This is a genomic window from Stenotrophomonas sp. 22LJNL06-5-1, from assembly GCF_056861455.1.
Window position 1 is genome coordinate 14,130 of record NZ_JBSPUE010000008.1, and the last position, 15,125, is coordinate 29,254.

Here is a 15,125-nt window from a genome sequence, read left to right on the forward strand (position 1 = left end):
CGGCGCCCTTGCCATGCATTGCAGCAATTCCGGTAGGATGGAGGCCCCATGCCTTTTGACGGCCCAGCTCCCATGTCCACCAACTCGCCCAAGCCCCTGGCCATCCGCGAGCGCCTTTCCGAAGTGCGCTACGAAATCCGCGGAGAACTGGCGCGGCGAGCCCGGGAGCTGGAGGCGCAGGGCCGCAAGCTGATCAAGCTCAACATCGGCAATCCGGGAGCTTTCGGCTTCCGCGCGCCGGAGCATCTGCAGCGTGCGATCGCCGACGACATGGGCCGCACCGACCCGTACACGCACCAGCAGGGCCTGCCGGTGGCACGTGAAGCCATCGCCAGCTACTACTCCCGCCGTGGCGCGCCTGATGCGCACCCGGACCGCGTCTTCCTCGGCAACGGCGTCAGCGAGCTGATCGACCTGTCACTGCGTGCGCTGCTCAATCCCGGCGACGAAGTGCTGGTGCCCTCGCCCGACTACCCGCTGTGGTCGGCCTCGACCATCCTCAACGATGGCCGTCCGGTGTACTACCGCTGCGCACCGGAGAACGGCTTCCAGCCGGACCCGAGCGAGATCGAGACGCTGGTGTCCTCGCGCACCCGCGCCATCGTGCTGATCAATCCGAACAACCCCAGCGGCGCCAGCTACCCGCGCGAACTGCTGGAGCGCGTGGTGGAGATCGCACGCCGCCACAACCTGTTGCTGCTGGTCGACGAGATCTACGACCAGATCCTGTACGACGACGCGGTGTTCCAGCCGGTCGCGCCGCTGGCCGGTGATCATCCGTGCCTGACCTTCAGCGGCCTGAGCAAGGTGCACCGGGCCTGCGGCTGGCGCGTGGGCTGGGCCCACCTCAGCGGCGACGATGCCCGCCTGGGTGACTTCCGCGCGGCACTGGACCTGTTGGGCGCACTGCGCCTGTGCGCCAACGTGCCGGGCCAGTACGCCATCGAGGCGGCGGTGAACGGCCCGGACACCATTTCCGAGTTGTGCACGCCGGGCGGCCGCCTGTACGAAACCCGCCGTGCGGTCATCGAAGCCTGCGAAGCCAGCGAACACCTGTCGCTGGTCGCGCCGGCCGGCGCGCTGTACGCATTCCCGGCCGTGGTCGGCGCCGCGGCGAAGGGCTTCGACGACCACAACTTCGCGCTGGACCTGATGAACAACGAAGGTGTGCTGGTGGTGCCCGGCTCGAGCTTCAACGTGCCCTACCGCCATCATTTCCGTGTGACCCTGATGCCGGAGGCCTCGGTGATGCGCGATGTGTTCGCGCGCATCGACCGCGTGCTGGCGCGGCGTGCCGAGGACGCGACCAAGGTCGTGCCGTTGAAGCCACGCCGTTCGGTGGCCTGACCTGTGACGCTGTCCTACCTGGCGCTGGGCGATTCGTACACCATCGGTGAAGCGGTTGCAGTCGAAGGCCGCTGGCCGCACCAGCTGGCCGCCGCGCTGCGTGCGCAGGGCATTGAGCTGTCCGATCCGCAGACCATCGCCACCACCGGCTGGACCACCGACGAACTCGATGCTGGCATCGACGCAGCCGCGCCGCAGGGACCGTTCGATTTCGTCAGCCTGCTGATCGGCGTCAACAACCAGTACCGCGGGCGTCCGCTGGACGAATACCGCAGCCAGTTCCAGGCGCTTCTGCAGCGGGCGATCGGCTTCGCTGGCGGTGATGCCGGTCGCGTGCTGGTGCTGTCCTTCCCCGATTGGGGCGCGACCCCGTTCGGCACCGGCAGTGGCCGCGACCTGGCCGCGATCGAGATCGAGACCGACGAGTTCAATGCCGCTGCCGAGGTGATCAGCACCCGGCACGGCGTGGCCTTCGTCGACATCACCGATATCAGCCGCGCGCAGGGCGAAGACCCGACGATGATTGCCGAGGATGGCCTGCACCCTTCGGCGCGGATGTACGCGCTGTGGAGCGCACGCGCCCTTCCGGTGGCCGCGCATCTGCTTGGCGGCACGGACTGAGGCGATGGACGGCACGCCACGGAACGGCCCGCCCCTGCCCTGCACTCCCCTGACGGCCCCGCAGGCCCGCTTGATCGCCGAGGCCTTCCTCCCGGCGCAGGCCTGGGGCAGCCGCCGCGACTACTACTACACCCGCGGCAAGCTCGGCAGCGATCCGCTGTACGACGGCGTGCTGCAGCATCTGCCTGACGACGGGCAGCCGGTGCTGGACCTGGGCTGCGGGCTGGGCCTGTTCGCCCATGTGCTGCGCCAGCGCGGCGGTACCCGGCGCTACCTGGGCGTGGACGTGGATGCCGGCAAGATCACCCGCGCGCAACGTGCTGCCGCCGACCTGCAGGACGTGCGCTTCGACTGCGTGGATGTGCAGGCGCCGCTGCCGGCGCAGGCCGGGCACGTTCTGCTGCTGGACGTGCTGCAGTACCTGGACGCAGGCCCACAGCAGGCACTGCTGCGCGCGGCCAGCGCGCAGGTGGCCCGCGGTGGCTGCCTGCTGCTGCGTACACCGCTGGCCACCGGTGATGGCCGAGACCGCACCACGCGGGTGGCGGACCGGCTGGCCTGGCTGATCGGCTGGATGGGCACACGACCGCGCCACTATCCCGATCCACAGATATTGCAGGCAACGCTGACCGAGGCCGGATTGCAGGTGACGGCCCCCCGGCCGCTGCACGGGCGTACCCCCTTCAACAGCTGGCTGCTGGTGGCCAAACGCCCCGAGGCGTAGAGCCGAGCCCATGCTCGGCTGCTCCAAGCGACCAGAACCCGGAGTTACAGGGCCGGCAGCTGGGCCTTCAAACCGCGCTCGTCCAGCGCCTGCAGCACACGCTCGATGATCACCCGATTGTGGCCATGGGCGGCACCTTCGTGCAGCAGCACGATGGCGCCCGGGCGCAGGTCAGGCAGCAGCCGTGCCAGCACGCCGTCCGGCGTGCAGCCCACCCCGTCGTAGCCACGGGCACTCCAGCCCACGCGCAGCAGGCCCTGGGCCTTCAACACCGGCGCCACGAACGGATTGGTCATGCCCACCACCGAGCGGTACCAGCGCACTGGATGGCCGCTCAGGGACTGCAGCGCGTGCTGGCAGCCTTCGATCTCGGCACGCATCGCGGCCGGACCCAGCCGCCAGAAGCGTGCCTGCGGATGGCTGTGGCTGTGATTGCCCAGGTCGTGGCCACGGCGCAGGATCTCGGTCACCAGTTCCGGCTGTGCCAGCGCACGTTCCCCCACCAGGAAGAAGGTGGCGCGCGCCTGGTGGCGGTCCAGCAGGTCGAGCACGGCGCCGGTTTCCGGGCCGGGGCCGTCATCGATGGTCAGCCATACCGTGTTGCCGGCGTCCGGCAGCCGGCTCAGCACCGGCGCATAGAAGCGGCTGTTGGGCAAGAACACCGGCAGCATGAACACTGCGTGGCTGGCCACCATCAGCGGCAGGCCCCACTGCCAGCCCGCCAGCACCCAGACCAGGATCACGGCCAGCTGCGACGCCACCAGCCAGGGCAGCCAGCGCCAGGGGCGGGCCGGGATGCGATGCAATGTTCCTGCGTTGCTCATCCCCCATGATGCCATGGGGGTTAGAATTGATGATTCGAATTCCCGGAAACCCGACGTCCATGTCCCTCGATCCCGCCCTGCGTTCGCGCATCGAATCCATCCTCAACGCCAACCGCGTCGTGCTGTTCATGAAGGGCCAGCCGTCGATGCCGCAGTGTGGTTTCTCGGCCAAGGCCGTGGGCGCCCTGCAGGACCTCGGCGTCGAGTTCGCCCACGTCAACGTGCTGGCCGACCAGGAAATCCGTGAAGGCATCAAGGCCTATGGCGACTGGCCGACCATCCCGCAGCTGTACATCGATGGCGAACTGGTCGGCGGCAGCGACATCGTGCTGCAGATGGCCGCCAGCGGCGAGCTGAGCAGCGTGCTGGGCCTGGCCGCACCGGACCGCACCCCGCCGAGCATCACCGTGACCCCGGCCGCCGTGGAAATGCTCAAGGGCGCGCTGGCCGACGCCCCGGGCGCCGCCCTGCAGCTGAGCATCGACGCCGGCTTCCAGCCGAACTTCCAGCTGGCCCCGCACGACGAAGGCGCGATTGCCGCCGAGTCCAACGGCCTGCGCGTGCAGTTCGACCTGGCCAGCGCGCGTCGCGCCAACGGCATCACCATCGACTGGGTGGACGACATCCGCGGCAAGGGCCTGGCCATCGACAACCCGAACGCGCCGAAGCCGGTACAGGAAATCAGCGTGCGTGATGCCGATGACCTGGTGCGTGCCGGCAACATCACCCTGGTGGACGTGCGCCCGGCCGACGAGCGCGAGATCGCCGCCGTGGGCGTGCCGTTCAAGAGCTTCGATGGCAACGGCCGCGCCGCGCTGGAAGCCCTGCCGAAGGACACCGCGCTGGCCTTCATGTGCCACCACGGCGGCCGCAGCGCACAGGCTGCCGAGCAGTTCCGCGCCCTCGGCTTCACCAAGGTGTTCAACGTCACCGGCGGCATCAACGCCTGGTCCGAAGAGGTGGACAACGGCGTGCCGAAGTACTGATCGGCACTGAAAAAGGGGACGGAGGGGATTAAGTCGTTTGTGCCATAAACGACTTAATCCCCTCCGTCCCCTTTTTCTTAGCCGGCGAACCCACCTTCGGCCAGGTAGTCCAGTTCTTCCGGCGTGGGGATGCGGCCCAGCACGGCGTTGCGATGCGGGAAGCGCCCGAAGCGGCGGATGATGTCGCGGTGCAGTTCGGCGTACTGCAGGTATTCCTTGTCGCCCAGCACGTCGAACATCGCCACCGAGCGGTCCTGGTCCAGCGGGTCCTCGGAGTGCTCGAACGGCAGGTAGATGAAGGCGCGCAGCTTCGGCACCAGCTGCAGGTCCAGGCCTTCCTCGATGGCGCGCATGGCGTAATGCCGGGCCAGGCCATCGGTGGCGTAGGAATGGGCAGTACCCCGGAAGCAGTTGCGCGGGAACTGGTCCAGCAGCAGCATCAGGGCCAGCGCCCCTTCGGCACTGCCCAGCCAATGCTCGCGCCCGCGCGAAGCGGCGGCGAAATGCTCATCCAGAAACAACTGGCGGAACTGCGCGTCGAACGCGTCGTCGCGGGCGAACCACTTCGCAGGGCCCGCCTCCTTCCAGAATTCCACCACTTGCGCGGCAACGTCCATTACCTACTCCCAGGCCCGGACGCCCCGCGCCCGGCCTTCATCATCATTCGTCGAAGCGCAGGTGGCGGACCGACTTGCCGTTGCGCCGGATAAGCTTAAGCGCCTCGATACCGATCTGGATATGGTTTTCCACGAACTGGGAGCTGACCTTGGCATCGGAGGCTTCGGTCTTGACCCCATCGGGGATCATCGGCTGGTCCGAGACCAGCAGCAGCGCGCCACTGGGGATGTGGTTGGCGAAGCCGGCGGCGAACACCGTGGCCGTTTCCATGTCGATGGCCATGCAGCGCATCGCCCGCAGCCGTTCCTTGAAGGCCTCGTCGTGTTCCCAGACCCGGCGGTTGGTGGTGTAGACGGTGCCAGTCCAGTAGTCGTGGCCGAGGTCGCGGATCATGGTCGAGACCGCACGCTGCAGCGCGAACGCCGGCAACGCCGGAACTTCCGGCGGCAGGTAATCGCCCGAGGTACCCTCGCCACGGATCGCAGCGATCGGCAGCACCAGATCGCCCAGCTGGTTCTTGCGCTTGAGGCCACCGCACTTGCCCAGGAACAGCACCGCCTTGGGCATCACCGCCGACAGCAGGTCCATGATGATCGCGGCATTGGGGCTGCCCATGCCGAAGTTGATCATGGTGATGCCATCGATGGTGGCACTGGCCATCGGCCGGTCCAGGCCGATGACCGGCGCGCCGGTCAGCTCGGAGAACGTATGCAGGTAGCCCCCAAAGTTGGTCAGCAGGATGTGCTGGCCGAACTGGTCCAGGGGCACGCCGGTATACCGGGGCAGCCAGTTGTCGACGATTTCCTGCTTGCTCTTCATGGGCAGTCCGGTACGGCGGGGGACCGGGTATTTTCAGCCACCCGGCCGGTGCCGTCGAGCCACCGTCGGCAGGCCTGTGAAGAAGGTCACTTGGCAAGCCCGCCGCCTCCGGGCTAGCGTCGACGGTTGGACCAGGCTGCAAGGGGAACTGCATGGCATCGACGTTGTTGCGCGCCGGGGTAGCCCTGGCACTGCTTTCATTGAGCACGGCTCCGGCGGTGGGCGCCTCGCGCTTCGTCGCCGATCCCTACCCCAGCACCTACCAGGCCCATCCCGATGCGCCGGTGCTGATCCAGAACGCCACCGTGCTGACCGGCACCGGCCAGCGCCTGGACAATGCCGACGTGCTGCTGCGCGAGGGCCGCATCGTCGCCGTCGGCCGCCAGCTGCAGGCCGATGCCGGTGTCACCCGCATCGATGCGCAGGGCAAGTGGGTCACCCCCGGCCTGATCGACGTGCACTCGCACCTGGGCGTGTACCCCAGCCCCGGCGTCGGCGCGCACAGCGACGGCAACGAAATGACCGCGCCGGTCACCGCCAACGTCTGGGCCGAACACTCGGTATGGCCGCAGGACCCGGGCTTTGCTACCGCGCTGGCCGGCGGCGTGACCAGCATGCAGGTGCTGCCGGGCTCGGCCAACCTGGTCGGTGGCCGTGGCGTGACCCTGAAGAACGTACCGGCCATCACCTACCAGGCGATGAAGTTCCCCGGTGCACCCTGGGGCCTGAAAATGGCCTGCGGCGAGAACCCCAAGCGGGTCTATGGCGAAGGCAAGGGCGTGACCCCGGCCACGCGGATGGGCAACGTGGCAGGCTATCGCGCCGCCTTCATCGATGCCGCCGACTACATCGCCAAGAACAAGCCCAAGCCGGCCAAGCGCAAGGGCTGGTTCGGCAGCGACAAGGGCGACAGCGCCGGTGATGCCGGCGGCAAGCGCGATCTCAAGCTGGACACGCTGGCCGGCGCGATCGAAGGCGACATCCGCGTGCACATCCACTGCTACCGCGCCGACGAGATGGCCACCATGCTCGATCTGGCCAAGGAATTCGGCTTCAAGGTGGCCGCCTTCCACCACGGCGTGGAGGCCTACAAGCTGGCCGACCGGCTGGCCGCCGACGGCGTCTGCGGTGCTCTGTGGGCCGACTGGTGGGGCTTCAAGATGGAAGCCTTCGACGGCATTCCGGAGAACATCGCGCTGGTCGACCGGCCGAAGAACAGCTGCGCCATCGTTCACTCCGATTCACCCGAAGGCATCCAGCGCCTGAACCAGGAAGCGGCCAAGGTGATGGCGTCCGCGCGCCGCGCGCGCATGCCGGAGATCACGCCCGAGCACGCCATCACCTGGATGACCGCCAACGCCGCCAAGGCGCTGGGCATTGAAGGCCAGACCGGCACCCTGGAGGCCGGCAAGATGGCCGACGTGGTGGTCTGGAACGGCAACCCCTTCAGTTCGTACGCGCTGGCCGAGCAGGTCTTCATTGATGGCCGCAGGTTGTACGACCGCAGCGCACCGGCGGCGACGCCGCGTTCCGATTTCCAGCTTGGCCAGGAGGTGCGCTGATGGCGGCGCTCAAGCAGTTGGTGCAGTCTGCCGCGAAGGGCAGCCGGGCATGGCTCGGTTCTACGGTCATGGCGTTGTCTTGCATCTGCGCATCCGCGCAGGCACAGGACCTGCTGGTGCGCAACGCCACGGTGCATACCGCCAGCGCGCGCGGCAGCCTGCAGAACGCCGATGTGCTGGTGCAGGGCGGCATCATCCGTGCGGTGGGCAACGGCCTGTCGGCGCCGGCCGGCGCCACCGTGGTCGAGGCCAATGGCCGTCCCCTGACCCCGGCGCTGTTCGGTGGCATCACCGAAACCGGTATCGAAGAGGTCTCGGGTGAATCAAGCACGGTGGACAGTTCGTTGAAGCTCGGCGAGCAGCCGCTGCGCCCGGAATTCGACGTCACGCTCGCCTACAACCCGGCCTCGGTGCTGATTCCGGTCACGCGCCTGGAAGGCATCGGCTTCACTGCACTGGGCGCCGCCACCGGCGGTGGCTTCGTGGCGGGCCAGGGCGGCGTGATGCGGCTGGACGGCAGCGCCGACCCGATCGGACCGCGTGCCCTGTTCCTGCGCATCGGCGCGGCAGCCTCCGAACTGACCGGGCATTCGCGCGCCGCGCAATGGATGCTGCTGCAGCAGATGATCGACGAAGCACGCGGACAGGTCGCTGCGGACTCGCCGCACGCGCTGCTGACGCCGGCCGGGCGCCGCACGCTCAGCCGCTACCTGGCCGGCCAGGGCCGCATCGTGGTGGAGGTGGATCGCGCCGCCGATATCCGCCAGTTGCTGCGCTGGGCCGCCCGCGAGAAGGTGAAGATCGCCATCGCCGGTGCCAGCGAAGCGTGGCAGGTGGCGCCGGAGCTGGCCGCTGCGCACGTGCCGGTGTTCGTCGACGTGCTGGCCAACCTGCCGGCCAGCTTCGACCAGCTTGGTGCCACCCTGGAAAACGCCGCGCGCCTGCAGCGTGCCGGCGTGGCGGTTTCCTTCGTGCAGCGCGGCGACGCCACCCACAACGCGCGCAAGATGCGCCAGCTGGCCGGCAACGCGGTGGCCAACGGCTTGCCGTGGGCCGATGGCCTGGCCGGACTGACCCGGGTGCCTGCACAGGCGTTCGGGGTGGCCGACCAGATCGGCAGCATCGAGCCCGGCAAGCGTGCCGACCTGGTGCTGTGGGAGGGCGATCCGCTGGACGTGGCGCACTATGCCGAGCAGGTCTGGCTGGGCGGCCGTGCGATGCCGATGCGCTCGCGCCAGACCGAACTGCGCGACCGCTACCTGCAGCGCAACGCGCAGCCCTGACCGCACACGAGGACACACCGATGGCGACGCTGCGCTGGTACTTCGACTTCATTTCGCCCTATTCCTACCTGCACTGGCAGAAGCTGAAGCAGTTGCCACAGTTCGCGCAGATCCAGACCGTACCGATCGCCTTCGGTGCGGTGCTGCACCACCTGGGCAACCTGGGGCCAGCCGAGATTCCGGCCAAGCGTCGCTTCATCTACCGCCAGCTGCTGTGGACCGCACAGGCCGAGGGCACACCGCTGCGGTTCCCACCCGGCCATCCGTTCAACCCGTTGTCCGCCCTGCGCCTGTGCCTGGCCGCCGGTGCCAGCGTGCAGGCGGTGGACGTGCTGTTCGACTGGATCTGGCGCGATGGCCATGCCGGCGACAGCGCCGAGGCCCTGCGCGAACCGGCCGCACAGCTCGGTATTAACGATGTCGCCAGCGCCATCGCCGAACCGGCAGTCAAGGAACAGCTGCGCCGCAACACCGAGGCCGCAATTGGCACCGGGGTGTTCGGTGTGCCGACCCTGGCCATTGATGATGAGCTGTTCTGGGGCAACGACGCGCACCCGCTGATGGCAGCGGTACTGGCCGATCCGGGCCTGCTGCAGCAGCCCGAATGGCAGCGCCTGGCCAACCTGCCGGTGGCGGTGCAGCGCAGTCGCTGAACAGGGCGTGGCGCGTTTCCCTCGCGCGCCACGCCAGGTTTTGAGATAGATTTCACGTTTCCGAACCTACAACCGCCCTGGAGGGGGAGCCGCGGATGCGCATCGGAATCGTCGTCGACTCGGCCTGCGACCTGCCGCAGGACTTCATTGCCGAGCACAACATCGTGCTGCTGCCGATCACCGTACGGATCGGCGAAGCCGTGCTGGCCGATCATCGCGATGAGCAGGCCACCCTGAGTTTCCTGCACGCGCATGTGGCCGAACATGGCGCTGAAGCGGAGACCATCCCCTTCAGCGTCAACCAGATCCGCGACCTGTTCCTGCAGCAGCTGGTGATCGATTACGACCACGTGTTCTGCATGACCATCACCAAGACCCGCAGCCCGATCCATGACAACGCGCTGCAGGCCAGCTTCGCCATCCTCAACGACTACAAGCCGGTGCGTCAGGCAGCGGGCTACAACTCGCCGTTCGCGCTGCGCGTGCTCGACACCCAGAATCTGTTCGCTGCCCAGGCGGTGACTGCGGTGGAAGCCGTGCGCCTGCGCGACAGCAATGCCAGCGTGCAGCAGATCCGTGAGCGGCTGGAGGAACTGGCCAGCAACGTGCACGGCTACATGGTCACCCGTGACCTGTACTACATGCGCGCGCGTGCGCGGCACAAGGGCGACCGCAGTGTCGGCCTGCTCAGCGCCGCACTGGGCAGCGCGCTGGACATCAAGCCGGTGCTGCATGGCTACCGTGGCGAGACCGGGCCGGTGGCCAAGATCAAGGGGTTCGACAATGCCGTGCAGAAGCTGTTCGCGGTGGTCGGCCAGCGCGTGCGTGCCGGGCTGATGACACCGACGGTGTGCGTCAGCTACGGCGGTGAGCTGGACGAGCTGCGCACGCTGCCCGGCTACGCACAGCTGAAAGAGGTCTGCGCCACCCATGGCGTGACCGTGTACGAATCGGTGATGAGCCTGACCGGCATGGTCAACGTCGGCAAGGGCGCGGTCACCGTGGGCTTTGCCGATGGGCCGCATCGGTTCGAATGAACGCTGGCCACGGCCGGAATCTGCACACCGATTCCACCGCGGTTGTGCCAGCCTTGCCGCACTTCAAGGAGAACTCCATGCCTGCGCAGTACCACATCAGCCTGCCCGACCCGTCCAAGGCCCGTGGCAATGACCCTGACCTGTCCTTCCACTCGCAGGGCGCCGCCGGTTTCGCCGAAGAGCTGCAGGACGCCCTGCGCAGCGGCACGCTGTTCGAGCTCTGGAAGGCCAAGCAGCCCGACCCGGACGCGGTGGAACCGCAGTGGGGCGTGACCGATCCGGACGCCACCGTGACCGGCGAGCAGAAAGACCTGCGCATCAATCTGGTCGCCACCACCCGCATCGACAGTGACGTGTTCAAGCAGCGCCTGCGCTTGCTGGCCGGCCACCATTGGGAACTGCGCGACGTGCGTTGAGGCCCTGCTCTGGTAGATGCCAACCTTGGTTGGCAACTACCGAGCTTCGGGTAGTGCCGGCCGCTGGCCGGCATCCACACACCCCATGAAAATGCCGGCCAGCGGCCGGCACTACCAGCCACCACCCAGCGCGCGGTACAGCTCCACCCGCGCGATCGCGGCGGTGGCCTGGCTGTTGGCCAGCGCGGCCTGGTTGTCCAGCGCGATGCGCTGGGTGGTCAGCACGTCCAGCATGTCGACCACGCCGGCCTGGTACTGCCGGCGCGCAGCGCCCAATGCGGTCTCGCTCTCATCCACCGCCACGTGCAGCTGCACCGTGCGCTGCTGCTCGGCGCTGTAGCCATCAATGGCGTCGTCCACTTCATGCCAGGCCTGCAGCACGGTACGGCGGAACTGCAGCGACGACTGTTGCTGCTGCAGCCTGCTCAGCGCGAGGTTGGCCTTCAGTCGCCCACCCTGGAAGATCGGCACGCTGATCGACGGCCCGATGCTGAAACGATGCGCGTTCCAGCCATCCAGGTCATCGAGCTGCTTGGCCTGGAAGCCAGCGTCGCCATTCAAGGTGATGCGCGGCAGGAAACTGGCCTTGGCCACGCCGATGCCCGCCGTTGCCGCATGCAGTGCGGCCTCGGCGCGACGGATGTCCGGGCGACGCTCGGCCAGTTCACTGGGCAGCCCCACCGCTACGGCCGGCAACGCCGGCCAGTCGCGGCGTGCATCCTGCAGCTGCGCGTCCAGCGCCTGCGGCGGCTGTGCCAGCAGGAACGCCAGCGCATTGCGCAGCTGTGATTCGCGATGCCGCAACGGCGCGATGCGTGCCTGCAACGATGCCACCTGCGCGGACGCGCTGGACACCTGCAGCGTGCTGGCCACGCCCTGCTGCTGGCGTGCCTCGGTCAGGCGCTTCATGTCGAGGGCGATGCTGAGGTTGTCCTCGGTGATCGCCAGCAGCTGCCGCGTCGCACGCAGCTGCAGGTAATCACGCGCGGTTTCCGCCAGCAGCGCGATGCGCACTGCGTGTGCATCCTCCTCGGCCATCTGCACGCGCGCATCGGCCGCTTCCACCTGGCGCCGCACGCGACCCCACAGGTCCAGCTCCCAGCTCAGGCCGAGACCGGCCTGGAACAGCCCGTAGTCATCACGGCCGCCGTTGCCGGACGGATCATTCAGGCCCACCTCGCTGTTGCGTGCACGCACGCCACTGGCGCTCGCGCTGACGCTGGGCAGGCGGTCGGCGGCAGTGATGCCGCGTGCGGCGCGGCTCTGCTGCACGCGGTTGGCCGCCAGCTGCAGGTCCAGGTTGGCCGCCAGCACCTGGTTGGCCAGCTGCCCCAGCAGCGGATCGTCGAAACCGGCCCACCAGGCCGCGTCCTGGTCGATGGCGTTGCCGGCGACAGCTTCGCCCTGCCAATGGCCGGGCAGTTCCGCCTGCGGGCGTACGAAGTCCGGACCCATCGTGCAGGCAGCCAGGGCCGTGCACAGGCTGGCCGCAACGAAGGTGCGGAACACGGTGACTGCGCTCATGCACCCTCCCCGCTCTTGTGGCCCGGACTGTGCTGTACGCTCTGCGCGCGCACACGGCTACCCAGGTCAACACTGGCTTCCACCGACATGCCGGCACGCAGTTGGTCCAGCAGCAGCTGACCCGGCTCCAGCACGATCTTCACCGGAATGCGCTGCACCACCTTGGTGAAGTTGCCCGTAGCGTTCTCCGGTGCGACGGCAGCGAAGGTGACGCCGGTGGCCGGTGCGATGCTGTCGATGTGCCCGCGCAGCGGCTTACCCGGGAACACGTCCACCTTCAGTTCGACCTGCTGGCCGGCCTGCATGCGGGTCATCTGCGTTTCCTGGAAGTTGGCGACCACGAACGCACGCTTCAGCGGCACCACCGCGGCCACCGGGGTGCCCGGGGTCAGGTAGGCACCCACGCGCACTGCGCGGCGACCGACCATGCCATCGATCGGCGCGCGCAGCACGGTGTGCGACAGATCCAGTTCGGCGCGTGCCTGCGCCGCTTCTGCACGCTGCACCGCTGCCTGCGCGGCCTGCACGCCCGCGCTGAGGATGTCGGTGCGCTGGCGTGCGGTCGACAGCGCGGCCTGGCCCTGCTGCAGATGCGCACTGGCCACGGCCTGCTTCGACTGCGCCTGCTGTGCGTTCTGCACGGTGCCGGCGCCGTCACGGGCCAGTTCGCGGTAGCGCTGCTGGTCGGCACTGGCCAATGTCAGTTCGGAACGGCTGACATCGACGCTGGCCCTGGCCTGCTCGATCAGCGAGTCCTGCTGGGCCAGTGCGGCCTGCGCATTGGCCAGCTGTGCACGGGCATTGGCGAGGTCGGCACGGGCCGCCTGCAGGGCGACCTGGTAGTCGCGGTCGTCGATGCGGGCAAGCACGTCGCCGGCCTTCACCGACTGGTTGTCCTCGACTTCCACGGCACTGACGAAGCCGGGAATCTTCGGCGCCACCAGGGTGTAGTCAGCCACCACGTACGCATTGTTGGTGGTCTGGTGGCCGCCATCGCGCAGCAGCAGCCAGGCGCCGATGGCCAGGGCCAGCACGCCCAGGCCCAGGCCGGTGTTGAGAGTGGTTCGATTGATCGTCATGAGGGGGTTCCTGCGAAAGGTTCAGGCCACGGCACGTGGCGGATGGATGCGGGTGGGCATCCAGGCAATGAGGGGAATGAAGGCCAGCGCCACCAGTGCGACCACCCAGTACAGGTCGGCCGAGGTCAGCGCCTGTACCTGCGCATGCAGGCGCGCGCCCAGCTGCGGGCCATCGGCCAGCCACGGTTGCTCGCCAAGGCGGTCGACCAGCACGGTGGAATGGAAATGACGGCGGCCCTGGGCGACGGCATCCAGCACGCCGCTGGCGAGCACGGCAGCGAAGCCCTTGACCGTGTTGAACCACGCCGAGGCAAACGGGCCGTCCTGTGGCGCCAGGCCGCCGGTGGCCAGCATCAGCAGCGGTAGCACCGCCATCGGCTGGGCAAACACCTGCAGCAGCTGCACCCACAGGAAGTTGTCGCGGATCCAGGTCACATCCAGGTGCGAGCCCAGCCAGCAGGCCAGCGCCAGCATCGCCAGGCCCGTGGCCTGCACCCAGCGGCAGTCCACCGCGCGGATGTTCAGCAACGCCGCCACCAGCGGCAACGCGATCACCTGCGGCAACGCCACCCACAGCAGCATCGGTGCGGTCTGCAACGGCCGGTAGCCCTGCACGCTGGCCAGGAAACCGGACGGGATCGAGATCACCGCCAGCAGCACGAACAGCACGCCGCCCAGCGTCACCAGCGAGTAGCTGAGGTTGCGGTTGGCCAGCAGCTGCAGCTTGAAGAACGGCAGCGGATGGAACCATTCATTGATCATGAACAGCACCATCAGGCCGGCTCCGCCGCCGATCATCAGCGTGATCATCGGCGAGTCGAACCAGTTCAGGCGCGGGCCCTGCACCAGGCCCAGCACCAGCAGCACCAGCGCCGGCAGGCCCAGCAGCAGGCCGACGCCATCGAACTGGGCAAAACGCTCCAGCCGCAGCGGGTCCTGGGGCAGGCCCCAGCTGACCATCGCCATGGCGGCCAGGCAGTACGGCACGATCTGCCAGAACGCCCAGTGCCAGCCCACCTGCTCGACCCAGAACGCGGCCAGCGGCGTGCCCATGCTTGGGCCGAAGGTCGCCGTCAGCGCGTAGCCGGCCAGGCCGTACAGCTTGATGCCCGGCGGCAGGAAGCGCAGCGCCACGCTCATCAGCAGCGGCGGCAGCGCGCCACCGCACAGGCCCTGCAGCGCGCGCAGCAGCAGGAACACCTGCAGGTTCGGGGCAAGCGGGCAGAGCACGCCCAGCACCATGAAGCCACCGATCATCGCCAATGCGAAGCGGCGCAGCGAGAAGGTGGCGGCACACCACGGTGCGAAGGCCATCGCGCTGACCGACATCGCGCTGTAGAGGGCGACGATCCAGCTGCCGTCATCGACGCTGAAACCCATCGCGCCACGGATGTCGGCCAGGGCGACCTTGGTGATGTTCTCGTTGAAGCCCGACACCAGCACCGCCAGCAGCACGCCACACAGGCCGACCAGAACGCGGCGGTCGAGCCCGGGGGCGGCGGCAGGACGGGGCGCTGCGGCGGCCGGGACAGCGGCGGCCGGCGTACTCATCGCCGGGCACCTATCCGTGCAGTGCACGGCATGTTGGGGGTCATTGGAATGCGCTCAGTGAAACTCCGGGGAGCGCAGTCT

General features: G+C 68.3%; 15 protein-coding genes. 9 read left to right on the top strand and 6 right to left on the bottom strand.

The window, feature by feature from the left end; all coding sequences use genetic code 11:
* Window positions 1-72: 72 nt before the first annotated feature.
* Genes AC13GF_RS16560 through AC13GF_RS16570 form a run of 3 tightly spaced genes read left to right on the top strand, consistent with a single transcriptional unit; the run spans window position 73 to window position 2,692 of the window.
* Window positions 73-1,347, top strand: a complete 1,275-nt coding sequence (locus AC13GF_RS16560) for a pyridoxal phosphate-dependent aminotransferase (RefSeq protein WP_483005343.1) — start codon at window positions 73-75, stop codon at window positions 1,345-1,347.
* Between the two features lie 3 nt (window positions 1,348-1,350).
* Window positions 1,351-1,968, top strand: coding sequence for an SGNH/GDSL hydrolase family protein (locus AC13GF_RS16565; RefSeq protein ID WP_483005344.1), 618 nt, complete (start codon window positions 1,351-1,353; stop codon window positions 1,966-1,968).
* Between the two features lie 4 nt (window positions 1,969-1,972).
* Window positions 1,973-2,692, top strand: coding sequence for a class I SAM-dependent methyltransferase (locus AC13GF_RS16570; RefSeq protein WP_483005345.1), 720 nt, complete (start codon window positions 1,973-1,975; stop codon window positions 2,690-2,692).
* 44 nt (window positions 2,693-2,736) lie between these two features.
* Here AC13GF_RS16570 and AC13GF_RS16575 read toward each other — a convergent pair whose 3' ends face one another.
* Window positions 2,737-3,516 carry a polysaccharide deacetylase family protein gene (locus tag AC13GF_RS16575; RefSeq protein ID WP_483005346.1) on the bottom strand — a complete coding sequence of 260 codons (780 nt, stop codon included), beginning with the start codon at window positions 3,514-3,516 and terminating at the stop codon, window positions 2,737-2,739.
* A 59-nt stretch (window positions 3,517-3,575) separates the two neighbouring features.
* On the opposite strand from AC13GF_RS16575, the gene grxD reads away from it, so the two are divergent.
* Complete coding sequence (gene grxD / locus AC13GF_RS16580; protein ID WP_126929566.1) at window positions 3,576-4,502, top strand: Grx4 family monothiol glutaredoxin; 927 nt, start codon at window positions 3,576-3,578, stop codon at window positions 4,500-4,502.
* Window positions 4,503-4,579: 77 nt separating this feature from the next.
* Here grxD and AC13GF_RS16585 read toward each other — a convergent pair whose 3' ends face one another.
* Together AC13GF_RS16585 and AC13GF_RS16590 are read right to left on the bottom strand one after the other, a co-directional pair.
* A complete protein-coding gene (locus tag AC13GF_RS16585; protein ID WP_006384394.1) occupies window positions 4,580-5,119 on the bottom strand; it encodes a DUF924 family protein in 540 nt (179 codons plus the stop codon).
* Between the two features lie 43 nt (window positions 5,120-5,162).
* Window positions 5,163-5,939, bottom strand: coding sequence for an AMP nucleosidase (locus AC13GF_RS16590; RefSeq protein ID WP_005414446.1), 777 nt, complete (start codon window positions 5,937-5,939; stop codon window positions 5,163-5,165).
* 152 nt (window positions 5,940-6,091) lie between these two features.
* On the opposite strand from AC13GF_RS16590, the gene AC13GF_RS16595 reads away from it, so the two are divergent.
* The 5 genes from AC13GF_RS16595 (at window position 6,092) to AC13GF_RS16615 (ending at window position 10,890) form a co-directional block, all read left to right on the top strand.
* Window positions 6,092-7,501 (top strand): amidohydrolase, encoded by a 1,410-nt coding sequence (locus AC13GF_RS16595; RefSeq protein WP_126929565.1) that lies wholly within the window; start codon window positions 6,092-6,094, stop codon window positions 7,499-7,501.
* On the top strand, window positions 7,501-8,784 hold the full coding sequence (locus AC13GF_RS16600; RefSeq protein ID WP_483005347.1) for an amidohydrolase family protein: 1,284 nt from the start codon (window positions 7,501-7,503) through the stop codon (window positions 8,782-8,784). The genes AC13GF_RS16595 and AC13GF_RS16600 overlap by 1 nt, the downstream gene beginning before the upstream one ends.
* A gap of 20 nt (window positions 8,785-8,804) precedes the next feature.
* Window positions 8,805-9,437: a DsbA family protein gene (locus AC13GF_RS16605; protein WP_483005348.1), complete on the top strand. Its 633-nt coding sequence runs from the start codon at window positions 8,805-8,807 to the stop codon at window positions 9,435-9,437.
* A gap of 95 nt (window positions 9,438-9,532) precedes the next feature.
* A complete protein-coding gene (locus tag AC13GF_RS16610; protein ID WP_483005349.1) occupies window positions 9,533-10,474 on the top strand; it encodes a DegV family protein in 942 nt (313 codons plus the stop codon).
* 77 nt (window positions 10,475-10,551) lie between these two features.
* On the top strand, window positions 10,552-10,890 hold the full coding sequence (locus AC13GF_RS16615; RefSeq protein WP_483005350.1) for a hypothetical protein: 339 nt from the start codon (window positions 10,552-10,554) through the stop codon (window positions 10,888-10,890).
* Between the two features lie 111 nt (window positions 10,891-11,001).
* On the opposite strand, the gene AC13GF_RS16620 is transcribed toward AC13GF_RS16615, so the two are convergent.
* Genes AC13GF_RS16620 through AC13GF_RS16630 form a run of 3 tightly spaced genes read right to left on the bottom strand, consistent with a single transcriptional unit; the run spans window position 11,002 to window position 15,044 of the window.
* Window positions 11,002-12,414 (bottom strand): efflux transporter outer membrane subunit, encoded by a 1,413-nt coding sequence (locus AC13GF_RS16620; RefSeq protein WP_483005351.1) that lies wholly within the window; start codon window positions 12,412-12,414, stop codon window positions 11,002-11,004.
* Window positions 12,411-13,493, bottom strand: coding sequence for an HlyD family secretion protein (locus tag AC13GF_RS16625; RefSeq protein WP_483005352.1), 1,083 nt, complete (start codon window positions 13,491-13,493; stop codon window positions 12,411-12,413). Before AC13GF_RS16625 ends, AC13GF_RS16620 begins: the two co-directional genes overlap by 4 nt.
* A gap of 21 nt (window positions 13,494-13,514) precedes the next feature.
* Window positions 13,515-15,044, bottom strand: a complete 1,530-nt coding sequence (locus tag AC13GF_RS16630; RefSeq protein WP_483005353.1) for an MFS transporter — start codon at window positions 15,042-15,044, stop codon at window positions 13,515-13,517.
* Between the last annotated feature and the right edge of the window lie 81 nt (window positions 15,045-15,125).

Coding starts and splice junctions, on each gene's coding strand:
- AC13GF_RS16560 (WP_483005343.1), top strand. CDS start 73: ATGTCCACCAACTCGCCCAAGCCCCTGGCCATCCGCGAGCGCCTTTCC.
- AC13GF_RS16570 (WP_483005345.1), top strand. CDS start 1,973: ATGGACGGCACGCCACGGAACGGCCCGCCCCTGCCCTGCACTCCCCTG.
- AC13GF_RS16575 (WP_483005346.1), bottom strand. CDS start 3,516: ATGAGCAACGCAGGAACATTGCATCGCATCCCGGCCCGCCCCTGGCGC.
- grxD (WP_126929566.1), top strand. CDS start 3,576: ATGTCCCTCGATCCCGCCCTGCGTTCGCGCATCGAATCCATCCTCAAC.
- AC13GF_RS16585 (WP_006384394.1), bottom strand. CDS start 5,119: ATGGACGTTGCCGCGCAAGTGGTGGAATTCTGGAAGGAGGCGGGCCCT.
- AC13GF_RS16590 (WP_005414446.1), bottom strand. CDS start 5,939: ATGAAGAGCAAGCAGGAAATCGTCGACAACTGGCTGCCCCGGTATACC.
- AC13GF_RS16595 (WP_126929565.1), top strand. CDS start 6,092: ATGGCATCGACGTTGTTGCGCGCCGGGGTAGCCCTGGCACTGCTTTCA.
- AC13GF_RS16600 (WP_483005347.1), top strand. CDS start 7,501: ATGGCGGCGCTCAAGCAGTTGGTGCAGTCTGCCGCGAAGGGCAGCCGG.
- AC13GF_RS16605 (WP_483005348.1), top strand. CDS start 8,805: ATGGCGACGCTGCGCTGGTACTTCGACTTCATTTCGCCCTATTCCTAC.
- AC13GF_RS16610 (WP_483005349.1), top strand. CDS start 9,533: ATGCGCATCGGAATCGTCGTCGACTCGGCCTGCGACCTGCCGCAGGAC.
- AC13GF_RS16615 (WP_483005350.1), top strand. CDS start 10,552: ATGCCTGCGCAGTACCACATCAGCCTGCCCGACCCGTCCAAGGCCCGT.
- AC13GF_RS16620 (WP_483005351.1), bottom strand. CDS start 12,414: ATGAGCGCAGTCACCGTGTTCCGCACCTTCGTTGCGGCCAGCCTGTGC.
- AC13GF_RS16625 (WP_483005352.1), bottom strand. CDS start 13,493: ATGACGATCAATCGAACCACTCTCAACACCGGCCTGGGCCTGGGCGTG.
- AC13GF_RS16630 (WP_483005353.1), bottom strand. CDS start 15,044: ATGAGTACGCCGGCCGCCGCTGTCCCGGCCGCCGCAGCGCCCCGTCCT.